17 protein-coding genes are annotated in these 22,913 nt (G+C 59.7%); 11 read left to right on the forward strand and 6 right to left on the reverse strand.

All coding sequences use genetic code 11. The annotated features are described in order from the left end of the window. Window positions 1-73: 73 nt before the first annotated feature. Window positions 74-2,920, reverse strand: a complete 2,847-nt coding sequence (locus DJ564_RS06205) for a valine--tRNA ligase (protein WP_109628112.1) — start codon at window positions 2,918-2,920, stop codon at window positions 74-76. Window positions 2,921-3,294: 374 nt separating this feature from the next. Here DJ564_RS06205 and DJ564_RS06210 point away from each other — a divergent pair, with 374 nt between their 5' ends. Beyond that, on the forward strand, window positions 3,295-3,660 hold the full coding sequence (locus tag DJ564_RS06210; protein WP_109628113.1) for a hypothetical protein: 366 nt from the start codon (window positions 3,295-3,297) through the stop codon (window positions 3,658-3,660). Window positions 3,661-3,797: 137 nt separating this feature from the next. On the opposite strand, the gene DJ564_RS06215 is transcribed toward DJ564_RS06210, so the two are convergent. The 3 genes from DJ564_RS06215 to DJ564_RS06225 are packed head-to-tail and all read right to left on the reverse strand — an operon-like array spanning window position 3,798 to window position 6,175. Next, window positions 3,798-4,187: a DNA polymerase III subunit chi gene (locus DJ564_RS06215; RefSeq protein ID WP_109628114.1), complete on the reverse strand. Its 390-nt coding sequence runs from the start codon at window positions 4,185-4,187 to the stop codon at window positions 3,798-3,800. Between the two features lie 8 nt (window positions 4,188-4,195). After that, window positions 4,196-4,624: a DNA polymerase III subunit chi gene (locus tag DJ564_RS06220; RefSeq protein ID WP_109628115.1), complete on the reverse strand. Its 429-nt coding sequence runs from the start codon at window positions 4,622-4,624 to the stop codon at window positions 4,196-4,198. 60 nt (window positions 4,625-4,684) lie between these two features. Beyond that, a complete protein-coding gene (locus DJ564_RS06225) occupies window positions 4,685-6,175 on the reverse strand; it encodes a leucyl aminopeptidase (RefSeq protein WP_109628116.1) in 1,491 nt (496 codons plus the stop codon). A gap of 307 nt (window positions 6,176-6,482) precedes the next feature. On the opposite strand from DJ564_RS06225, the gene lptF reads away from it, so the two are divergent. From lptF to pdxJ, 8 genes are all read left to right on the forward strand, one after another. Further along, a complete protein-coding gene (gene lptF / locus DJ564_RS06230) occupies window positions 6,483-7,601 on the forward strand; it encodes an LPS export ABC transporter permease LptF (RefSeq protein WP_109628117.1) in 1,119 nt (372 codons plus the stop codon). Next, complete coding sequence (gene lptG / locus DJ564_RS06235) at window positions 7,594-8,655, forward strand: LPS export ABC transporter permease LptG (protein ID WP_109628118.1); 1,062 nt, start codon at window positions 7,594-7,596, stop codon at window positions 8,653-8,655. The genes lptF and lptG overlap by 8 nt, the downstream gene beginning before the upstream one ends. Before the next feature lie 171 nt (window positions 8,656-8,826). Further along, window positions 8,827-10,626: a translation elongation factor 4 gene (gene lepA, locus DJ564_RS06240; RefSeq protein WP_090188076.1), complete on the forward strand. Its 1,800-nt coding sequence runs from the start codon at window positions 8,827-8,829 to the stop codon at window positions 10,624-10,626. A 5-nt stretch (window positions 10,627-10,631) separates the two neighbouring features. Beyond that, entirely contained in the window at window positions 10,632-11,486 is an 855-nt protein-coding gene (gene lepB, locus DJ564_RS06245) for a signal peptidase I (protein WP_109628119.1), read from the forward strand. Window positions 11,487-11,670: 184 nt separating this feature from the next. After that, the gene (rnc, locus tag DJ564_RS06250) at window positions 11,671-12,360 is read left to right on the forward strand and encodes a ribonuclease III (protein WP_010463056.1); all 690 of its coding nucleotides are present in this window, start codon (window positions 11,671-11,673) and stop codon (window positions 12,358-12,360) included. Continuing rightward, window positions 12,353-13,255 carry a GTPase Era gene (gene era / locus DJ564_RS06255; RefSeq protein ID WP_109628120.1) on the forward strand — a complete coding sequence of 301 codons (903 nt, stop codon included), beginning with the start codon at window positions 12,353-12,355 and terminating at the stop codon, window positions 13,253-13,255. Before rnc ends, era begins: the two co-directional genes overlap by 8 nt. Before the next feature lie 166 nt (window positions 13,256-13,421). Beyond that, a complete protein-coding gene (recO, locus tag DJ564_RS06265; RefSeq protein WP_109628122.1) occupies window positions 13,422-14,105 on the forward strand; it encodes a DNA repair protein RecO in 684 nt (227 codons plus the stop codon). A 47-nt stretch (window positions 14,106-14,152) separates the two neighbouring features. Next, a complete protein-coding gene (pdxJ, locus tag DJ564_RS06270; RefSeq protein WP_109628123.1) occupies window positions 14,153-14,896 on the forward strand; it encodes a pyridoxine 5'-phosphate synthase in 744 nt (247 codons plus the stop codon). Between the two features lie 130 nt (window positions 14,897-15,026). Here the strand turns inward: pdxJ and mltF are convergent, their stop codons facing one another. After that, entirely contained in the window at window positions 15,027-16,487 is a 1,461-nt protein-coding gene (gene mltF / locus DJ564_RS06280; protein WP_109628124.1) for a membrane-bound lytic murein transglycosylase MltF, read from the reverse strand. Window positions 16,488-16,761: 274 nt separating this feature from the next. On the opposite strand from mltF, the gene purL reads away from it, so the two are divergent. After that, entirely contained in the window at window positions 16,762-20,658 is a 3,897-nt protein-coding gene (purL, locus tag DJ564_RS06285; protein ID WP_109628125.1) for a phosphoribosylformylglycinamidine synthase, read from the forward strand. Between the two features lie 5 nt (window positions 20,659-20,663). After that, window positions 20,664-20,975, forward strand: a complete 312-nt coding sequence (locus tag DJ564_RS06290; protein WP_109628126.1) for a YqfO family protein — start codon at window positions 20,664-20,666, stop codon at window positions 20,973-20,975. 196 nt (window positions 20,976-21,171) lie between these two features. On the opposite strand, the gene nagE is transcribed toward DJ564_RS06290, so the two are convergent. Beyond that, window positions 21,172-22,887 carry an N-acetylglucosamine-specific PTS transporter subunit IIBC gene (gene nagE / locus DJ564_RS06295; RefSeq protein ID WP_109628127.1) on the reverse strand — a complete coding sequence of 572 codons (1,716 nt, stop codon included), beginning with the start codon at window positions 22,885-22,887 and terminating at the stop codon, window positions 21,172-21,174. Window positions 22,888-22,913 lie beyond the last annotated feature (26 nt).

Consider the following 22,913-nt stretch of genomic DNA (forward strand, 5'->3'; position numbering starts at 1 on the left):
TTAGAAGCAAAAAATGCCAGCCAGCTTAACTGACTGGCATTTTCGCCAATGTCCCTTCTTACGCCATTGCCCTTTACAAACTGGCAATCCGCGCATGCTGCTCGGCCAGCTTGCCCAAAGCCTGTTCAGCTTCAGCCAGTTTGGCGCGTTCCTTCTCGATAACTTCGGCCGGAGCCTTGTCGACGAAACCGGCGTTCGACAACTTGCCTCCCACCCGCTGAACTTCACCCTGCAAACGCAGGATTTCCTTGTCCAGGCGTGCCAGTTCGGCGTCTTTGTCGATCAGGCCAGCCATCGGCACCAGCACCTCCATCTCGCCGACCAGTGCAGTAGCGGACAGCGGTGCTTCTTCACCGGCAGCCAACACCGTGATCGATTCGAGGCGCGCCAGTTTCTTCAACAGGGCTTCGTTCTCGGTGAGACGACGCTGATCTTCGGCGCTGACGTTTTTCAGGAACAGGTTCAATGGCTTGCCCGGACCGATGTTCATCTCGCCACGGATGTTGCGCGTGCCGAGCATCAGTTCCTTGAGCCACTCGATGTCGTTCTCGGCCGCCGGATCGATGCGCTCTTCATTGGCCACCGGCCAAGGCTGCAGCATGATCGTCTTGCCTTCGATACCGGCCAGCGGCGCGATGCGCTGCCAGATTTCTTCGGTGATGAACGGCATGAACGGGTGCGCCAGACGCAACGCGACTTCCAGTACACGAACCAGCGTGCGACGGGTGCCGCGCTGACGTTCAACCGGGGCATTTTCATCCCACAGCACAGGCTTGGAGAGTTCCAGATACCAGTCGCAATACTGGTTCCAGATGAACTCGTACAAGGCTTGTGCGGCCAGGTCGAAACGGAACTGGTCGAGCTGACGGGTCACTTCGGCTTCGGTGCGTTGCAGTTGCGAGATGATCCAGCGATCTGCCAGCGACAGTTCGTAGGCTTCGCCGTTCTGGCCGCAGTCTTCGCCCTTGTCCAGAACATAACGCGCGGCGTTCCAGATCTTGTTGCAGAAGTTGCGATAGCCCTCGACGCGGCCCATGTCGAACTTGATGTCGCGACCGGTGGACGCCAGCGAGCAGAAGGTGAAGCGCAGGGCGTCGGTGCCGTAGCTGGCGATGCCGTCGGCGAACTCGTCGCGGGTCTGCTTCTCGATCTTCTTCGCCAGTTTCGGCTGCATCATGCCGGAGGTGCGTTTTTGCACCAGGTCTTCGAGCTCGATACCGTCGATGATGTCCAGCGGGTCCAGGACGTTGCCCTTGGACTTGGACATCTTCTGGCCTTGGCCATCTCGCACCAGACCGTGAACGTAAACGGTCTTGAACGGAACCTGCGGCGTGCCGTCTTCGTTTTTCACCAAGTGCATGGTGAGCATGATCATCCGGGCAACCCAGAAGAAAATGATGTCGAAACCGGTCACCAACACGTCGGTGGAGTGGAATTTTTTCAGGAATTCGGTCTGCTCAGGCCAGCCCAGGGTGGAGAAGGTCCACAGGCCCGAACTGAACCAGGTGTCGAGAACGTCGTTGTCCTGTTGCAGCGCAACGTCCGGGCCGAGGTTGTGCTTGGCGCGGACTTCGGCTTCGTCGCGACCGACGTAGACTTTGCCCGACTCGTCGTACCAAGCCGGAATCCGGTGACCCCACCACAACTGACGGCTGATGCACCAATCCTGGATGTCGCGCATCCACGAGAAGTACATGTTTTCGTATTGCTTGGGCACGAACTGGATGCGGCCGTCTTCAACGGCGGCAATCGCAGGCTCGGCCAGTGGCTTGGTCGACACGTACCACTGGTCGGTCAGCCACGGCTCGATGATGGTGCCAGAACGGTCGCCTTTCGGCACTTTCAGGGCGTGATCGTTGACGCTGACCAGCAGGCCGGCGGCGTCGAATGCGGCAACAATTTGCTTACGGGCTTCGAAACGGTCGAGGCCGGCGTATTCCGCCGGGATCTTGCCGTCGATGCTTTCGTTGAGCGTGCCGTCAAGGTTGAACACCTGACAGGCCGGCAATACAGCGGCGTTCTTGTCGAAGATGTTCAGCAGCGGCAGGTTGTGGCGCTTGCCGACTTCGTAGTCGTTGAAATCGTGGGCCGGGGTGATTTTCACGCAACCGGTGCCGAATTCAGGATCGCAGTAATCGTCGGCGATGATCGGAATGCGGCGACCGACCAGCGGCAGCTCGACAAATTTGCCGATCAAGGCTTTGTAGCGCTCGTCGTTCGGGTTCACCGCGACGGCGGCGTCGCCGAGCATGGTTTCCGGGCGAGTGGTCGCGACGATCAGGAAATCGTTGCCTTCAGCGGTCTTGACGCCGTCGGCCAGCGGGTATTTCAGGTTCCACAGGAAACCTTTCTCGTCGTGGTTTTCCACTTCAAGGTCGGAAATTGCCGTGTGCAACTTGGTGTCCCAGTTGACCAGACGCTTGCCGCGATAGATCAGGCCGTCTTCGTGCAAACGAACGAACGCTTCTTTAACGGCTTCCGAGAGGCCGTCGTCCATGGTGAAACGCTCGCGGCTCCAGTCCACGGACGAGCCGAGGCGGCGGATCTGACGGCTGATGTTGCCGCCGGACTGATCCTTCCATTCCCAGACTTTCTCGAGGAATTTTTCGCGGCCCAGGTCGTGGCGATTCTGGCCTTGGGCTTCGAGTTGGCGTTCCACCAGCATTTGCGTGGCGATACCGGCGTGGTCGGTACCCGGCTGCCACAGGGTGTTGCGACCCTGCATGCGGCGGAAACGGATCAGGGCGTCCATGATCGCGTTGTTGAAGCCGTGACCCATGTGCAAGCTGCCGGTGACGTTCGGCGGCGGGATCATGATGGTGTAGGACTCGCCCGCGCCTTGCGGGGCGAAGTAATTCTCAGACTCCCAGGTGTTGTACCAGGAAGTTTCAATGGCGTGCGGCTGGTAGGTCTTATCCATGCGCGGCGGGACCCTATTGGCATTTATTCAGGAAAAGCCGGCAAGTATAGCGGGGCATGGGGCGCAGGGCGAGCGAGCAGGTGCCGAGCTGATATCAAAAACTATGTCTATCGGATAGGGGCGGCGTTGCTTGTGTGGCTCAGGAGGGCCTGAGCATTTTAATACTTCAGTTTTTGAGGCGAAGGCTGGCGTTGCGTGCTTGTTGGTTATAAGTAGTTTCTGATTGATTCCATATGGATCTATTTAACTGTTATTTCTGACAGTTGCTGAAGGCTGTGATGAGTATTAGTGTTGAAGGTGATCAGGTTGTTAATTACAACTTTGATTGTGCTAGTCTTTCAACTAAATAACATTTTTATATAGGGAATCTCGATATGAAACGGATGTTGATGGTCGCCGTCTGTATGATGTTTACTGCAAGTGCGTTTGCTGGCGCGCTTACGAGCGCCGAGGTGATGGAGCTGCTGCGTCAAAACCGCAGTGTAGAGGTCTATATGAATGATGCTTCATGGCGTAAAGAAATAAATTTGCCGGATGAAACAAGTCCAGGCAATAACTTTGTTACTGTTGGTAATAATTCATCAAAAAGTACGTTCATTGTTGGTTACAACTTTTCGGTTGAAGTCAAACCGGGAGATATTGTGACAGCTGTATATAAACATGATCAAAAGAAATGGGTAACCGCGAGTAATGAAAAACAACCAGACGGTATGCAGCATGTGTCGCCGCCTGGGCAGTAGTCATCGTTCTTGTCTTGGGCTGCCGGATAAAATCATTAGTCTAGCCCGGAAATAGGTTTTCCCTATTTCGCCCCCACACCCGATGCCCGCATCGGGTGTTTTATATTTCAGCGACTGTCGCGCTGCCTTCTCGCCGCTTAACTTTGATACTGACTGAGCAACCGTTCCATCCGCGCATCCAGCCGGCGCTTGATCTCGGTTTCGATGTGCGGGGCGAAGTCGTCGATTACGTCTTGCATGATCAACAGCGCGGCAGCGCGCAGTTCGCTATCGAGGTGCAGCAAGGCGTCAGGGCCTTTGCTGGCCGCCGGCGCCGTTTGCGCGGCAGGGGCGGGCGGTGTCGGTTCGACGGTCTGCGGCGCGCCGCCGACTGAATCGAACAACATTGGAATCTGTTCCTGGTCACCGTCATTGACCGTGTCGGTCAGCAGTGGCGGTTGCAGGTTGTCATCGCCGAGCAGTTGGCGGATCGACTCGAGGTCGTCCAGCAGGTGCGCGGACTTTTGTTGCGGTTTTGGAGTGTCCATCGGAATGCTCAGAGTCGCTGTAAACGGTGATCTTGCAGAGGATAGCCCTGTTCGCGATAGAAACGGAAACTCTCCCGCGCGGCCGCGCGAATCGTCGGATCTTCCACCACTACTTCCGCCACGCGGGCGAACTTGTTGGCGAATACCGGCACCTTCAGGTCGAGATTGACCAGCAGATCCTGATGCAGACCGCAGTCATCACCCAGGCCCAGGACAATCAGGCTTTCAGGTTCGCTTTCGGCAGGGCCGTGAGGCACGAAGCTTTCACCCTTGAAAGCCCACAAACGTGCATCGAGATCCTCGCGCTGGGCGGCATCGCTGCAATGCAGGTAAATGCGGTGGCCCATGCGCCAGGCTTTCTCGGTGAGCTTGCAGGCGAAATCCAGCCGTGCCGACGGATCGGCGCTGGGCAGGATATAGAAGTCGACTTTGGTCATTGCGGTTCCTGAGCCAGCAGCAGCGTCACCCGAAAGTGACGCCGCCGCGGGTCATCGGTTTCAGGCTTTGGCGCGGTCCAGCAGGTATTGGGTCAGCAACGGAACCGGACGGCCAGTGGCGCCCTTGTCCTTGCCCCCGCTGGTCCATGCAGTGCCGGCGATGTCCAGGTGCGCCCAATTCAGGTTCTTGGTGAAGCGCGACAGGAAGCAGGCAGCGGTGATGGTGCCGGCTTTCGGACCGCCGATGTTGGCGATGTCGGCGAACGGGCTGTCCAGCTGCTCTTGGTACTCATCGAACAGCGGCAGTTGCCAGGCTCGGTCGTCGGCAGCCTTGCCGGCGCTCAGCAGTTGGCCGATCAGCTCATCGTTGTTGCCCAGCAGGCCGGAGGTGTGCGCGCCCAGTGCAACGACGCAAGCGCCCGTCAGGGTGGCGATGTCGATCACGGCTTGCGGCTTGAAGCGCTCGGAGTAGGTCAGGGCATCGCACAGCACCAGACGGCCTTCGGCGTCGGTGTTGAGGATTTCCACGGTCTGGCCGCTCATGGTGGTGACGATGTCGCCCGGACGCGAAGCGTTGCCGCTCGGCATGTTCTCGGCGCAGGCCAGGATGCACACCAGGTTGATCGGCAGTTTCAGCTCGAGCACGGCACGCAAGGTGCCGAACACGCTGGCAGCACCGCCCATGTCGTACTTCATTTCATCCATGCCCAAGCCAGGCTTGAGGCTGATGCCGCCGGTGTCGAAGGTGATGCCTTTGCCGACCAGTGCGTACGGCTTCTCGGATTTCTTGCCGCCGTTGTATTGCATGACGATCAGGCGTGGCGGCTGGGCGCTGCCTTGGCCGACTGCGTAGAACGAGCCCATGCCCAGGTCCTTGATCTTCTTTTCATCGAGGACTTCGACTTTCAGGCTCTTGAACTCTTTGCCCAGGTTCTTGGCTTGTTCGCCGAGGAACGTTGGATGGCAAATGTTCGGTGGCAGGTTACCCAGGTTACGGGTGAACGCCATGCCGTTGGCGATCGCAGTGGCGTGGGCCACGGCGCGCTCGACTTCGGCCTGTGCAGCCTTGATGGTCACCAGAGTGATTTTCTTCAGGGAGCGAGGTTCAGCTTTCTGGCTCTTGAACTGGTCGAAGGCGTATTCGCCGTCCACCAGGGTTTCGGCCAGCAGACGGGTCTTGCCGTAGCTGTCTCGGCCTTTGACCACGACCTCGTCCAGCGCCAGCACGGCATCACTGCCGCCCAGGCCTTTAAGGGTATTGAGGACGCCGGCGATGATTTTGCGGAACGGGCGGTCGCCCAACTCTTCGTCTTTGCCCACGCCGACCAGCAGAACGCGTTCGGCCTTGAGGTTCGGCAGGCTGTGCAGCAACAGGCTCTGGCCGACTTTGCCAGCCAGGTCGCCGCGCTTGAGAACAACGCTGATGGCGCCGCCGCTCAGTTCGTCGAGTTGTTTGGCGACGGCACCGAGCTTGCGGTCTTCGCCGACGGCGACCACCAGAGTGGCGGTCTTCAACGTTTCTGGGCTGACGCTTTTTACAACCAGTTCCATGTCCGGGTCCCTGAATTAATGGTCAACGTGCGCGGGCAAATCGGCGGCGCACAGACGCTTGCTTATAGATAGAAAGACGCAGGTCACGGCCCGCGACAAAGGCCGCAGTTTGAACCTCGCTCACTGCGCCTGACAACCCTCGGTTGTACGATCTTCAACGCATTACCCGCCTGCTTGAGCATGCGCAGTGACAGGCGCACCCAATCACAGGATAATGCGCCAACTTTTTCGGCGGCTCTGCCCTGCGGGCCGTCTGATACGTTTGCTTGTTTGGCCGCCTTAGCCTGACAACCCTGGAGTGTCTGGTTTGATTGTCTTCCGTTATCTGTCCCGCGAAGTCCTGTTGACCTTGAGCGCCGTCAGCGCCGTGCTGCTGGTCATCATCATGAGCGGTCGCTTCATCAAATACCTCGCCCAGGCGGCCTCGGGTCTGCTGGATCCGGGCTCCCTGTTTCTGATCATGGGCTTTCGCCTGCCGGGTTTCCTGCAACTGATCCTGCCGCTGGGCCTGTTCCTCGGGATCCTGCTGGCCTACGGTCGCTTGTACCTCGAAAGCGAAATGACCGTGTTGTCGGCCACTGGCATGAGCCAGCAACGTCTGCTTGCCATGACGCTGTTTCCGGCCACGCTGGTTGCGCTGGTCGTGGCCTGGCTGAGCCTGAGCCTGGCGCCACAAGGTGCCAATCAGTTCCAGCTGCTGCTGAACAAGCAGGATGCGCTGACCGAGTTCGATACCCTGGAGCCGGGTCGCTTCCAGGCCCTGCGCGACGGCACCCGGGTGACCTACACCGAGCAGCTATCGGATGACCGCATCAATCTGAACGGTGTGTTCATTTCGCAAAAAAACATCAACTCCGACAAGAAGGATCGCGGGATTTCCGTGCTGGTGGCCGAGAAGGGCCGTCAGGAAATCCGCCCTGACGGCAACCGCTACCTGATTCTCGACAACGGCTATCGCTACGACGGTAACCCGGGGCAGGCCGACTACCGGGCAATCAAATACGAAGAGTACGGCGTATTGCTGCCCAAGCCGGACGTCAGCGACGAAGTCACCGACCGCGATGCAATGACCACCCGTTCCTTGATCGGCAGCGATGACATTCGTTCGCGCACCGAGCTGCAATGGCGTTTGTCCCTGCCGTTGCTGGTGTTCATCGTGACCCTGATGGCGGTGCCGCTGTCGCGGGTCAATCCACGCCAGGGCCGTTTCCTCAAGCTGCTGCCGGCGATTCTTCTTTATATGGCTTACCTGAGCATCCTGATTGCCGCACGCGGCGCCCTCGAAAAGGGCAAGATCCCGCCGGCGCTGGGGTTGTGGTGGGTTCACGCAATCTTCCTGGCCATTGGCCTGGGCTTGCTCTACTGGGAGCCGTTGCGCTTGAAGATGGCGAGTCGCCGCAGTGCGCTGGAGGTGGCCCGTGGTTAAGCTCGATCGCTACATCGGTAGCAGCGTATTCGTCGCCATCCTGGCGGTGCTGGGGATTATCCTTGGCCTGGCGACCCTGTTTGCCTTCATCGATGAGATGAGTGACGTCAGCGACACCTACACCTTGATGGACGTCTTGAGCTACGTCTTGCTGACCGCGCCCCGTCGTTTGTATGACATGTTGCCGATGGCGGCACTGATCGGCTGCCTGATCGGCCTTGGCAGCCTGGCCAGCCACAGCGAGCTGACGATCATGCGCGCCGCCGGTGTGTCGGTCGGCCGGATCGTCTGGGCGGTCATGAAGCCGATGCTGGTGCTGATGGTAGTGGGTGTGCTGATCGGCGAATACGTCGCGCCGGCCACCGAAGTCACCGCTCAGGCCAACCGTTCCCTGGCTCAGGGTGGCGGCGATGCGCAGAGCGCCAAGCATGGTTTGTGGCATCGCCAGGGCGACGAGTTCATTCACGTCAACTCTGTGCAACCGAACGGTTTGCTGTACGGCGTCACCCGTTATCGTTTCGACAATGAGCGTCATATGCTGTCGTCCAGCTTCGCCAAGCGGGCGAAGTTCGATCAGGATCACTGGCAACTGAGCGACGTCACCACCACGCTGTTCCATGAAAAGAGCACCGAAGTGGTCACCACCCCGGTCGAACGTTGGGATGTTGCCTTGAGTCCGCAACTGTTGAGCACGGTGGTGATGTCGCCGGACACCCTGTCGATCAGCGGCCTGTGGGGTTACATCCACTACCTGGCAGACCAGGGCCTGAGCAACGGCCGTTACTGGCTGGCGTTTTGGGTCAAGGTGTTGCAGCCGCTGGTAACCGCCGCGTTGGTACTGATGGCGATTTCCTTCATCTTTGGTCCGTTGCGCTCGGTGACTCTCGGTCAGCGGGTGTTCACTGGCGTGCTGGTCGGCTTCACCTTCCGTATCGTCCAGGATTTGCTGGGGCCTTCGAGCCTGGTGTTCGGTTTCTCGCCGCTGTTTGCGGTGCTGGTTCCGGCCGGTGTCTGTGCCTTGGCCGGTGTCTGGCTGTTGCGCCGAGCCGGCTGATCAGGGGGGGTCCTCGACCTCGCTGGTGATAAAAAACGCCCCTGTCGCAAGACCGGGGCGTTTTTGTAGGTGCCGTCTGACCTGTGAACGTGACGCTTGCGCCGTGGATCAGGTACAATTCCCGGCTATTTTTCGGCGGGCTATGCCTGCAGCCTTTTTGAGTGTTGATCCGTGAGTGATTTGAGTCATATCCGCAATTTCTCCATCATCGCCCACATTGACCATGGCAAGTCGACGCTGGCCGATCGCTTCATCCAGATGTGCGGCGGCCTTGCCGAGCGCGAAATGGAAGCCCAGGTGCTGGACTCCATGGACCTGGAACGTGAACGCGGGATCACCATCAAGGCCCACAGCGTCACCCTGTACTACACCGCTCGCGATGGCATCAAGTACCAGCTGAACTTCATTGACACCCCGGGCCACGTTGACTTCACCTACGAAGTCAGCCGGTCGCTGGCGGCCTGTGAAGGTGCGTTGCTGGTGGTCGATGCCGGTCAGGGCGTTGAAGCGCAGTCCGTTGCCAACTGCTACACGGCGATCGAGCAGGGCCTGGAAGTCATGCCGGTCCTGAACAAGATCGACCTGCCACAGGCCGATCCGGACCGCGTCAAAGAAGAAATCGAAAAAATCATCGGCATCGATGCCACCGATGCGGTCGAGTGCAGCGCCAAGACCGGCCTGGGCGTCGACGAAGTCCTCGAACGCCTGGTTCACACCATTCCTGCGCCGACCGGCAACTACGAAGATCCGCTGCAAGCGTTGATCATCGACTCCTGGTTCGACAACTACCTGGGCGTTGTGTCCCTTGTACGCGTGCGTCACGGTCGTGTGAAGAAGGGCGACAAGATCCTGGTCAAGTCCACCGGCAAGATCCACCTGGTGGACAGCGTCGGTGTCTTCAACCCGAAACACACTGCCACCGTTGACCTGAAGGCCGGCGAAGTGGGCTTCATCATTGCCGGCATCAAGGACATTCATGGTGCACCGGTCGGTGACACCCTGACCTTGAGCTCCACGCCAGACGTTGACGTGCTGCCAGGCTTCAAACGCATTCAGCCGCAGGTCTACGCCGGCCTGTTCCCGGTCAGCTCCGACGACTTCGAAGATTTCCGTGAAGCCCTGCAAAAGCTCACGCTCAACGATTCGTCCCTGCAGTACACCCCGGAAAGCTCCGACGCCCTGGGCTTCGGCTTCCGTTGCGGGTTCCTCGGCATGCTGCACATGGAAATCATTCAGGAGCGCCTGGAGCGCGAGTACGACCTGGACTTGATCACCACGGCGCCGACGGTAATTTTCGAGCTGTTGCTGAAAACCGGTGAAACGATTTACGTCGACAACCCGTCGAAGCTTCCGGACGTGTCTTCGATCGAAGACATGCGTGAGCCGATCGTGCGGGCCAATATTCTTGTGCCGCAAGAGCACCTGGGCAACGTCATTACCCTGTGCATCGAGAAGCGTGGCGTGCAACACGACATGCTGTTCCTCGGGTCCCAGGTCCAGGTGACCTACGATATTCCGATGAACGAAGTGGTCCTGGACTTCTTCGACCGTCTGAAATCCACCAGCCGCGGCTATGCTTCGCTGGATTACCATTTCGACCGTTACCAATCGGCTAGTCTGGTGAAACTGGATGTGCTGATCAACGGCGACAAGGTCGACGCCCTGGCGTTGATCGTGCACCGGGACAATGCGCACTACAAAGGTCGCCAGTTGACCGAGAAGATGAAAGAACTGATTCCGCGCCAGATGTTCGACGTCGCGATCCAGGCCGCCATTGGCGGACAGATCATTGCGCGGACCTCCGTCAAGGCTCTCAGAAAGAACGTATTGGCCAAATGCTACGGCGGTGACGTTAGCCGTAAGCGCAAGCTGTTGGAAAAGCAGAAGGCCGGTAAAAAACGCATGAAGCAAGTCGGCAACGTGGAAATTCCACAAGAAGCCTTCCTTGCGGTGCTCAGGTTGGATAGTTAGGTCCTATGTCACTAAATTTCCCGCTGTTGCTGGTCATCGCCGTGTTCGTCTGCGGCCTGTTGGCGTTGCTCGATCTGCTGTTCCTGGCGCCTCGGCGCCGGGCTGCCATCAACTCCTATCAGGGGAGCGTCAGCCAGGCTGACATGGTGGTCGTCGAGAAACTGAACAAAGAGCCGCTGCTGGTCGAATACGGCAAGTCGTTCTTCCCGGTGTTGTTCATCGTGCTGGTGCTGCGTTCGTTCCTGGTGGAACCGTTCCAGATTCCTTCCGGCTCGATGAAACCGACCCTGGATGTCGGCGACTTCATTCTGGTGAACAAGTTTTCTTACGGGATCCGCCTGCCGGTGATCGACAAGAAAGTCATCGAAGTCGGTGATCCACAGCGCGGCGATGTAATGGTGTTCCGCTACCCGAGCGATCCGAACGTCAACTACATCAAGCGTGTGGTGGGTCTGCCGGGTGACCAGATTCGCTACACCGCCGACAAGCGTTTGTTCGTCAACGGCGAATCGATTGCCGAACAGCTGGTCGGCTCAGAGCCGGGCACGCTGGGCAGTGCCGAGCTCTACAAGGAAAAACTCGGTGTCGCCGAACACCTGATCCGCAAGGAAATGAGCCGCTACCGCGCCACGCCGGACCATTCGTGGACCGTGCCGGCCGGCCACTACTTCATGATGGGCGACAACCGCGACAACTCCAACGACAGTCGCTATTGGGATGATCCGAGCATTCCCAAGGATCTGCTGGGCATGGTTCCCGACAAGAATATCGTCGGCAAGGCCTTCGCAGTCTGGATGAGCTGGCCGGAACCCAAACTCAGTCACCTGCCGAATTTCTCGCGGGTTGGCCTGATCAAGTAATCACACACGGCGCTGTTGAACACAGCGCCGAATGCATTTCTGGAGCCGCCACAATCGGCGCCGGACGCATGAAAACAATGATATTCAGGACGTAATTTTTGAACACAGCGTTAATTGTCCCAAGCCTGCGCCGCATCACGGCCATGGCGGTGGAATCCAGCCACGAACTCAGCGTGGGTAAACCGTGAGCGTCTCCTTAAGCCGTCTAGAGCGTCAGCTCGGCTACACCTTCAAGGATCAGGAACTGATGGTCCTGGCCCTGACTCACCGCAGCTTTGCCGGGCGCAACAACGAACGCCTGGAATTCCTCGGTGATGCCATCCTCAACTTCGTCGCTGGCGAGGCGCTGTTCGATCGCTTCCCGCTGGCGCGCGAAGGCCAGTTGTCGCGTTTGCGCGCACGTCTGGTGAAAGGTGAGACGCTGGCCGTACTGGCCCGCGGTTTCGATCTGGGCGAATACCTGCGCCTGGGCTCCGGTGAGTTGAAAAGCGGCGGTTTCCGTCGCGAGTCGATTCTGGCCGATGCCCTTGAAGCGCTGATCGGTGCGATCTACCTGGATGCCGGCATGGACATGGCGCGCGAGCGTGTTCTGGCCTGGCTGGCCGGTGAGTTCGAAGGCCTGACGCTGGTCGACACCAACAAAGATCCAAAGACCCGCCTGCAGGAATTCCTGCAATCGCGTGGGTGTGAGCTGCCGCGTTACGAAGTGGTGGATATCCAGGGTGAGCCGCATTGCCGGACGTTCTTCGTCGAATGTGAAATCACCTTACTGAATGAAAAAAGCCGAGGTCAGGGTGTGAGTCGTCGTATTGCCGAACAGGTAGCGGCCGCCGCAGCACTGATTGCCCTGGGTGTGGAGAATGGCAATGACTGATTCAACTGCAACTCGCTGTGGCTATGTTGCCATCGTCGGCCGTCCCAACGTGGGCAAGTCCACGCTGCTGAACCACATCCTGGGTCAGAAACTGGCGATCACCTCGCGCAAGCCGCAAACCACCCGCCACAACATGCTGGGCATCAAGACCGAAGGCGCCGTGCAGGCGATCTACGTCGACACCCCGGGCATGCACAAGGGCGGCGAAAAGGCTCTGAACCGCTACATGAACAAGACCGCTTCGGCGGCGTTGAAAGACGTCGACGTGGTGATCTTCGTTGTGGATCGCACTAAGTGGACCGACGAAGACCAAATGGTCCTCGAACGCGTCCAGTACGTGACCGGCCCGCTGATCGTGGCACTGAACAAGACCGATCGCATCGAAGACAAAGCCGAGCTGATGCCGCACCTGACCTGGTTGCAGGAACAGCTGCCCAGCGCGCAGATCATGCCGATCTCGGCCCAGCACGGGCACAACCTCGAAACGCTGGAGCGTGTGATTGCCGGCTACCTGCCGGAAAACGATCACTTCTTCCCGGAAGACCAGATCACTGACCGCAGCAGCCGCTTCCTCGCTGCTGAACTGGTGCGCGAGAAAATCATGCGCCAGATGGGCGCCGAGCTGCCGTACCAGATCACCGTCGAAATCGAAGAGTTCAAGCAGCAGGGCAAAACCCTGCACATCCATGCCTTGATCCTCGTCGAACGTGACGGTCAGAAGAAGATCATCATTGGCGACAAGGGCGAGCGTATCAAACGCATCGGCACCGAGGCGCGCAAGGACATGGAGTTGCTGTTCGACTCCAAGATCATGCTCAACCTCTGGGTGAAAGTGAAAGGCGGCTGGTCCGACGACGAGCGCGCCTTGCGTTCGCTGGGTTACGGCGACCTGTAACACCGGATCCAGATACACCGAAGAACCCCTGTGGGAGCGAGCCTGCTCGCGATGAGGACCTGAAATTCAACATCACTGTTGACTGACAGACCGCAATCGCGAGCAGGCTCGCTCCCACATTGGTTTCTGGTCGTTTATAAGATCGCGTTTCTTCATTGAGAACTCCATGTCCCAGCCCATCGGCCAACCCGCCTACGTCCTCCACTCCCGCGCCTACCGCGAAAGCAGCGCGTTGGTGGACTTCCTCACGCCGCAAGGTCGGCTGCGGGCGGTATTGCGTAGCGCGCGGGGCAAGGCCGGGACATTGGCCCGGCCGTTCGTGCCGCTGGAAGTCGAGTTTCGCGGGCGGGGAGAGCTGAAGAACGTTGGGCGAATGGAAGCCGCCGGTGTTTCGACCTGGCTCAACGGTGAGGCGCTGTTCAGCGGCCTCTACCTAAACGAACTGCTGATCCGCCTGTTGCCTGCCGAAGACCCGCACCCCGGTGTGTTCGATCACTACGCCGCGACATTGCTCGCGCTGGCCGAAGGTCGCCCGTTGGAACCGTTATTGCGCTCTTTCGAGTGGCGCCTGCTCGACGACCTCGGTTACGGTTTCGCCCTGACCACCGACATCCACGGTGAGCCCATCGCCCCGGACGGCCTCTACCGTTTGCAAGTGGACGCCGGCCTGGAGCAGGTGTACCTGCTGCAACCCGGCCTGTTCAACGGCACCGAACTGTTGGCCATGGCCGAGGCCGACTGGGCCGCACCCGGCGCATTGTCCGCTGCCAAGCGTTTGATGCGTCAGGCACTGGCCGTGCACTTGGGCGGCCGACCTTTGGTCAGTCGCGAACTGTTTCGCAAGCCATAGTCTTCCCCGTATGCTGTGCGCCGAATCTTTAATTCAGGAGCGCTTCCGTGACCACCAGCAATCGCATTCTTCTTGGCGTGAACATCGACCACGTTGCCACCCTGCGTCAGGCCCGGGGAACTCGCTACCCGGATCCGGTCAAGGCAGCACTGGACGCGGAAGAGGCGGGCGCTGACGGCATCACCGTGCACCTGCGCGAAGACCGCCGCCACATCCAGGAGCGCGACGTGCTGTTGCTCAAGGACGTGCTGCAAACCCGCATGAACTTCGAAATGGGCGTCACCGAAGAAATGATGGTGTTCGCCGAGCGCATCCGCCCGGCGCACATTTGCCTGGTCCCGGAAACCCGTCAGGAACTGACCACCGAAGGTGGCCTGGACGTGGCGGGGCAGGAGGCACGGATCAAGGCCGCAGTGGATCGCCTGGCGAAGATTGGCTGTGAAGTGTCGCTGTTCATCGATGCGGACGAGCGCCAGATCGAAGCGTCCCGTCGTGTGGGGGCTCCGGCGATCGAGCTGCACACCGGTCGTTATGCCGATGCCGAGACACCGACCGACGTGGCTGAAGAGCTCAAGCGTGTGGCGGATGGCGTGGCGTTTGGCCTGGCTCAAGGCCTGATCGTCAATGCTGGTCACGGCCTGCATTATCACAACGTTGAAGCGGTGGCCGCGATCAAGGGCATCAACGAGCTGAACATCGGCCATGCGCTGGTGGCGCATGCGTTGTTTGTCGGGTTCAAGTCGGCTGTGTCCGAGATGAAAGCGCTGATCCTGGCCGCCGCAAAAGCCTGAAGCCAAACACAAAAATCAAAGGTGGGAGCGGGCTTGCTCGCGAAGGCGGTGTGTCAGTCGACATCAACGTTGACTGATGCACCGTCTTCGCGAGCAAGCCCGCTCCCACCTTTTTTGATTGGGGTGGCCGTTAAAGCTGCGGGGTTTCCTGACTCGGCTTGGTCTTGTCGACCCCCGGCACGTGCAGGTTACCTTCAGCCACCTGATCACCTTCAAGTTGCGGTTGCGTAACCCACGTCAGGATGTCGTAGTAGCGGCGGATGTTTGCCACGAAGTGTACCGGCTCGCCGCCCCGGGCGTAGCCATAACGGGTCTTGCTGTACCACTTCTTCTCCGACAACCGCGGCAGGATCTTCTTCACATCCAGCCACTTGTCGGGGTTAAGCCCTTCCTTCACCGCCAGTTTGCGCGCGTCATCCAGGTGACCGCTGCCGACGTTGTAGGCCGCCAGGGCAAACCAGGTGCGATCCGGCTCCTGGATCGACTCGTCCAGCTGATCCTTCATGTAGGCCAGGTATTTGGCGCCGCCCATGATGCTTTGCTTGGGATCAAGGCGATTGGACACGCCCATGGCCTGCGCGGTGTTCTGGGTCAGCATCATCAGCCCGCGAACGCCGGTCTTGGACGTGACCGCCGCTTGCCACAACGATTCCTGATAACCGACGGCCGCCAGTAGGCGCCAATCGACTTTCTCTTTCTTGGCGTATGCCTTGAAGTGTTGTTCGTACTTGGGCAAGCGTTGCTGCAAGTGTTGGGCGAAGGTGTAGGCGCCCACGTAGCCGAGGACATCGACATGTCCGTAGTAACGGTCTTTCAGACGTTGCAGAGTGCCGTTTTTCTTCACCTTGTCGAGATACGCATTGATCTCGTTGAGCAGGCTATTGTCGTCACCCATCGCCACGGCCCAGCTTTGATCGCTGGCTTCACCGAGGTCGAAGGCGACCCGCACTTTGGGGAAATAGACCTGGTTCATCGCCACTTCGTTGGAGTCGACCAGGGTCAGGTCGATCTGGCCTTCATCGACCATGCGCAGTAGGTCCACGACTTCAACCGCGTCGGACTCTTCGTATTCAATGCCGGGATATTTCTTTTTCAGCTCCGCCAATTGTTCGGCGTGGGTGCTGCCCTTGAGCACCATGATCTTCTTGCCGACCAGATCGCCCGCGTCGGTCGGCCGTGACTGGCCGTTGCGGTAGATGATCTGCGGGGTGACTTCCAGGTAGGAGTGGGAAAACCGCACTTGTTTTTTGCGTTGCTCGCTGCTGACCAGACCAGCAGCAGCCAACACCGGACCGTTAGGCTTGCCCACCTGGTTGAACAGGTCGTCAAGGTTGTCGGCGGTCTCGATCTTGAGCTCCACCCCCAGATCGTCGGCGAAGCGCTTCACCAGCTCGTATTCGAAGCCGGTTTCACCGTTGCGATCCTGAAAGTAGGTGGCGGGGCTGTTTCGGGTAACCACCCGCAGCACACCATCCTCCTTTACGCGCTCCAGCGTGTTGGGTTTATCAACACAGCCACTGAGCATCAGGAAGAGTCCGGTTGCGATCAGCCATTTGGCGTACCGCGGACGCAAAGCCGTTGGGGAAAACATCTGCGCAGTATACGCAAAGGACCACGACCGCCATATCTCGACAGCGAAGGGCTTGTCTGCTAGGGAGCGAAAATCCCGCTTGGAGCCCGCAGGAATGGGCCCAAACGCTAATTTGTGACATAAAAAATAACCCTCGACGCACCGCTGGTTGAGCTCCAAATACCCGGCCCGACGTTCGGGTGCGGCCGCGCGCACCGTTTCGGGTGATGTCGCGGGCGGTTTAGGCTAGAATGCACGGCCTCAAAGCACACCCCTTCCCGAGGCTGTCCCGAAGATGTTGATCCTGCGCGGCGCTCCTGCCCTTTCTGCCTTTCGCCACAGCAAACTCCTTGAGCAACTGAGCCAGAAGGTCCCGGCTGTCAGCGGCTTGTATGCTGAATTCGCTCACTTCGCCGAAGTTACCGGCGTCCTGACCGGCGACGAACAGCAGGTGCTCGCGCGCCTTCTGAAGTACGGTCCCAGCGTTCCGGTACAAGAGCCGACCGGTCGTCTGTTTCTGGTGTTGCCACGTTTCGGCACGATCTCGCCATGGTCCAGCAAGGCCAGCGATATCGCTCGCAACTGCGGCCTGAGCAAGATCCAGCGCCTGGAGCGCGGCATCGCGTTCTACGTCGCCGGCCAGTTCAGCGACGCCGAAGCGCAGCTGATCTCCGATGCCCTGCACGATCGCATGACCCAGATCGTCCTCGGCAACCTCGAACAAGCCGCCGGCCTGTTCAGCCACGCCGAGCCGAAACCGCTGACCGCGATCGACGTGCTGGGTGGCGGTCGTGCCGCGCTGGAAAAAGCCAACACCGAGCTGGGCCTGGCCCTGGCCGAAGACGAGATCGACTACCTGGTCAACGCCTTCGTCGGCTTGAAGCGCAACCCGCACGACATCGAACTGATGATGTTTGCCCAGGCGAACTCCGAGCATTGCCGTCACAAGATCTTCAACGCCAGTTGGGACATCGACGGTCAGAGCCAGGAAAAAAGCCTGTTCGGCATGATCAAGAACACCTACCAGATGCACAGCGAAGGCGTTCTGTCCGCTTATAAGGACAACGCTTCGGTGATCGTCGGTAACGTCGCCGGCCGTTTCTTCCCGGACCCTGAAACCCGCCAGTACGGCGCGGTGCAGGAACCGGTGCACATCCTGATGAAGGTAGAAACCCACAACCACCCGACCGCGATTGCCCCGTTCCCGGGCGCATCCACCGGTTCCGGTGGCGAGATCCGCGACGAAGGCGCCACTGGCCGTGGTGCCAAGCCAAAGGCTGGCCTGACCGGTTTCACCGTATCCAACTTGCAGATCCCTGGCTTCGAACAGCCGTGGGAAGTGCCGTACGGCAAGCCTGAGCGCATCGTTACCGCACTGGACATCATGATTGAAGGCCCGTTGGGCGGCGCCGCGTTCAACAACGAATTCGGTCGTCCGGCCCTGACCGGTTATTTCCGTACCTTCGAGCAGTCGATCACCACCCCGCGGGGCGACGAAGTTCGCGGTTACCACAAGCCGATCATGCTGGCCGGCGGCATGGGTAACATCCGTGCCGAACACGTACAGAAAGGCGAGATCACGGTTGGCTCCAAGCTGATCGTACTCGGCGGCCCGGCGATGTTGATCGGCCTGGGCGGCGGCGCGGCTTCCTCCATGGCCACCGGCACCAGCTCGGCCGACCTGGACTTCGCTTCAGTACAGCGCGAAAACCCGGAAATGGAACGTCGCTGCCAGGAAGTCATCGACCGTTGCTGGCAACTGGGCGACAAAAACCCGATCAGCTTCATCCACGACGTGGGTGCGGGCGGTTTGTCCAACGCCTTCCCGGAACTGGTCAACGACGGCAACCGTGGTGGCCGTTTCGAACTGCGCAATATTCCAAACGACGAGCCGGGCATGGCCCCTCACGAAATCTGGAGTAATGAATCCCAGGAGCGCTACGTTCTGGCAGTCGGCCCGGCTGACTTCGAACGCTTCCAGGCGATCTGCGAGCGTGAGCGTTGCCCGTTCGCCGTCGTTGGCGAAGCCACTGCCGAGCCGCAACTGACGGTCACCGACAGCCACTTCGGCAACAGCCCGGTGGACATGCCGCTGGAAGTGCTGCTGGGTAAAGCCCCGCGCATGCACCGTTCGGCCGTTCGCGAAAACGAACTGGGCGACGATTTCGATCCAAGCACGTTGGACATCGCCGACTGCGTCGAGCGCGTCCTGCATCACCCTGCCGTGGCGAGCAAAAGCTTCCTGATCACTATCGGCGACCGCACCATCACCGGCCTTGTGGCTCGTGATCAGATGGTCGGCCCGTGGCAGGTTCCGGTAGCCGACGTTGCCGTCACCGCCACCAGCTTCGACGTCTACACCGGTGAAGCCATGGCCATGGGCGAGCGCACTCCGCTGGCACTGCTGGACGCTCCGGCGTCGGGCCGCATGGCTATCGGCGAAACCCTGACCAACATCGCCGCTTCGCGCATCAACAAGATCTCCGACATCAAGTTGTCGGCGAACTGGATGTCCGCCGCCGGTCACCCGGGCGAAGATGCGCGTCTGTACGACACCGTGAAAGCGGTCGGCATGGAACTGTGCCCGGACCTGGGCATCACCATTCCAGTGGGCAAGGACTCCATGTCCATGGCCACGCGCTGGAACGACGAAGGCGTCGACAAGACTGTGACTTCGCCGATGTCCCTGATCGTGACCGGTTTCGCGCCAGTGGCTGACATCCGTCAGACCCTGACCCCGGAACTGCGCATGGACAAGGGCACCACCGACCTGATCCTGATCGATCTGGGCCGTGGCCAGAACCGCATGGGCGCCTCGATCCTGGCCCAGGTTCACGGCAAGCTCGGCTCGCAAGCGCCGGACGTCGACGATGCCGAAGACCTCAAAGCCTTCTTCGCCGTGATCCAGGGCCTCAACGCCGACGGTCACTTGCTGGCGTACCACGACCGTTCCGACGGTGGTCTGCTGACCAGCACCGTGGAAATGGCCTTCGCCGGTCACTGCGGTCTGAGCCTGAACCTCGACGGTCTGGCAGAAACCTCCGCCGACATCACCGCAATCCTGTTCAACGAAGAACTGGGCGCTGTAATCCAGGTTCGCCAGGACGCTACTCCAGACATCCTCGCGCAGTTCAGCGCTGCCGGTCTGGGCGAGTGCGTGTCGGTGATCGGTCAGCCAATGAACAACGGCCAGATCAACATCACCTTCAACGGCGAAACCGTGTTCGAAGGTCAGCGTCGTCTGCTGCAACGCCAGTGGGCTGAAACCAGCTACCAGATCCAGCGTCTGCGTGACAACGCCGACTGCGCTGAACAAGAGTTCGACGTGCTGCTGGAAGAAGACAACCCGGGCCTGAGCGTCAAGCTGAGCTACGACGTCAACCAGGACGTCGCCGCGCCTTACATCAAGAAAGGCATCCGCCCACAAGTTGCCGTGCTGCGTGAGCAGGGCGTCAACGGTCAGGTGGAAATGGCGGCCGCGTTCGACCGCGCCGGTTTCAACGCGATCGACGTGCACATGAGCGACATTCTGGCCGGCCGTGTCGACCTGAACGAGTTCAAAGGTCTGGTGGCGTGCGGCGGTTTCTCCTACGGCGACGTACTGGGTGCCGGCGAAGGCTGGGCCAAGTCCGCGCTGTTCAACAGCCGTGCTCGCGATGCGTTCCAGGGTTTCTTCGAGCGTACCGACAGCTTCACCCTCGGCGTGTGCAACGGTTGCCAGATGATGTCCAACCTGCACGAGCTGATCCCGGGCAGCGAGTTCTGGCCGCACTTCGTGCGTAACCGCTCCGAGCAGTTCGAAGCGCGCGTGGCGATGGTTCAGGTCCAGGAGTCGAACTCGATCTTCCTGCAAGGCATGGCCGGTTCGCGCATGCCGATCGCCATCGCTCACGGTGAAGGCCATGCCGAGTTCGCCAGCGAAGAAGCATTGCTGGAAGCCGATCTGTCGGGTTGCGTGGCGATGCGTTTCGTCGATAACCATGGCAAGGTCACCGAAAACTACCCGGCCAACCCGAACGGCTCGCCGCGCGGGATCACCGGTTTGACCAGCCGTGACGGTCGCGTAACGATCATGATGCCGCACCCGGAACGTGTGTTCCGCGCTGTGCAGAACTCGTGGCGTTCGGAAGACTGGAACGAAGACGCACCTTGGATGCGTATGTTCCGTAATGCTCGAGTCTGGGTGAACTAAGGGCCGTGTACAAGCTCAGCTTTTTCGTTCCGGCCAGTCACGTGGAACAGGTCAAAAGCGCCGTATTCGCTGCCGGTGGCGGGCGGATCGGGGCTTACGATCATTGCGCGTGGCAGGTGCTTGGCCTGGGCCAGTTTCGGCCGTTGGATGGCAGTCAGCCGTTTATTGGTGAGGCGGGGCAGGTCGAGCAGGTTGAGGAATGGAAGGTTGAGTTGGTGGTGGCGGATGAGTTGATCGTAGCCGTGGTGGCTGCATTAAAGCTGAGCCATCCCTACGAGACACCGGCTTATGAAGTGTGGCGGTTGGAGGATTTCTGATCTTCTACTGCTGAAATGAGAAACCCGCTGATGAAGATCAGCGGGTTTTTTATTGCCGAAAACTTAATGAATCCACACAACCCTTGTAGGAGCTGTCGAGTGAAACGAGGCTGCGATCTTTTGATTTTGATTTTTAAAGACAAGATCAAAAGATCGCAGCCTCGTTTCACTCGACAGCTCCTACAGGGGGCGAGGGTTAGACCTTCGCACTGACCTCACTGCGATTGACCAACGCCTCCAGCGCCCCACTCAAACTCGGCGCCTTGTCACCAATCAGCAGGTGCCACACGCCCCCTTCAAGCTGACTGACTCCCTGACAACCCAGCGCCTTCAAATCACCCTCCGACAACGCTTTGCCATCCGCCAGTTGCAGCCGAATCCGGGTCATGGCCACGCAATCCATCTGCAACACATTGTCTCCACCGCCCAACGCCTTCAGCCATTGCTGCGCCTCTGAAGTCGCCACTGCTGCTGGTTTCGGCGCATCGATAACGGCGGGAGGGGAGGAAACAAGTGCGCGACCCAGCGCCGGCATCGCCAAGCGAATTTCATCCGCGATGCTGTCGGCCATCGGCCCAACCACCACCTGCAAACTTCCGCCCTTGCCCGGACGCACCACCGCCATCGCCCCCAGCGCTTTCAACTCTGCGTCGTTTGCCTTGTTGCGATCCACCATGTCCAGGCGCAACCGCGTGGTACATGCGCCGACAGTGATCAAATTCTGTGCACCGCCCAGCGCCTTGATGTAAGCCCCGGCGCGCTCGTTCTCGGTGACTACAACCTTGTCACTCGCCGGCACTTCTTCACGCCCCGGTGTCTTGAGTTTGAAACGGCGAATGCAGAAATCAAACACCACGTAGTAGATCACCGCATACGCCAGACCCACCGGTACCACCAACCAGCCGTTGGTGGATTTACCCCAGCCGAGCACCATGTCGATGAAGCCGCCGGAGAAGGTGAAACCCAGGTGGATGTTCAGCGCATTGGTGATCGCCATCGACAGGCCGGTCAGCAGCGCATGGAGCAAAAAGAGAAACGGCGCGAGGAACATGAACGCAAATTCGATGGGTTCGGTGACGCCGGTCAGGAACGAGGTCAGCGCCATCGACAGAAAGATCCCGCCCATGACCTTGCGGCGTTCCGGCAGGGCGTTGCGGTACATCGCCAGGCACGCGGCGGGCAGGCCGAAGATCATCACCGGGAACATGCCGGTCATGAACTGGCCGCCCTTCGGGTCACCGGCGAAGTAGCGCGACAGGTCGCCAGTGACCATGGCGCCTGTGGTCGGGTCGGTGAAGTTGCCGAAGACGAACCACGCCATGTTGTTGAGGATGTGGTGCAGGCCGGTGACGATCAGCAGGCGGTTGAACACGCCGAAAACGAAGGCGCCGATGCTGCCGCTCTCCATCATCAATGTGCCGAAGCCGTTGATGCCGTGCTGGATCGGCGGCCAGATCAGACCGAAGATCACGCCCAGACCGACGGCGGCGAAGCCGGTGACGATCGGCACGAAGCGCCGTCCGCCGAAGAACGCCAGGTACTCCGGCAACTTGATGTCCTTGAAACGGTTGTACAGCGCGCCCGCCATCAAGCCGCTGACAATCCCGGCGAGCATGCCCATGTTGATGCTTGCATCCAGCACCTTGAGCGTGGAGATCATCACCAGGTAACCAATCACCCCGGCGAGGCCGGCGGTGCCGTTGTTGTCCTTGGCGAAACCGACCGCGATGCCGATGGCGAAGATCATCGCCAGGTTAGCGAAGATCACTTGGCCAGCGTCATGGATGATCGCGATGTTCAGCAGGTCTGTGTCACCCAGACGCAGCAACAGGCCGGCAATCGGCAGGATCGCAATCGGCAGCATCAGCGCGCGGCCGAGGCGTTGCAGGCCTTCGATGAAATATTGGTACATGGCAGATCTCCCTGGATTCTTGTAGT

The sequence above is a fragment of the Pseudomonas sp. 31-12 genome (assembly GCF_003151075.1).
GTDB lineage: Bacteria > Pseudomonadota > Gammaproteobacteria > Pseudomonadales > Pseudomonadaceae > Aquipseudomonas.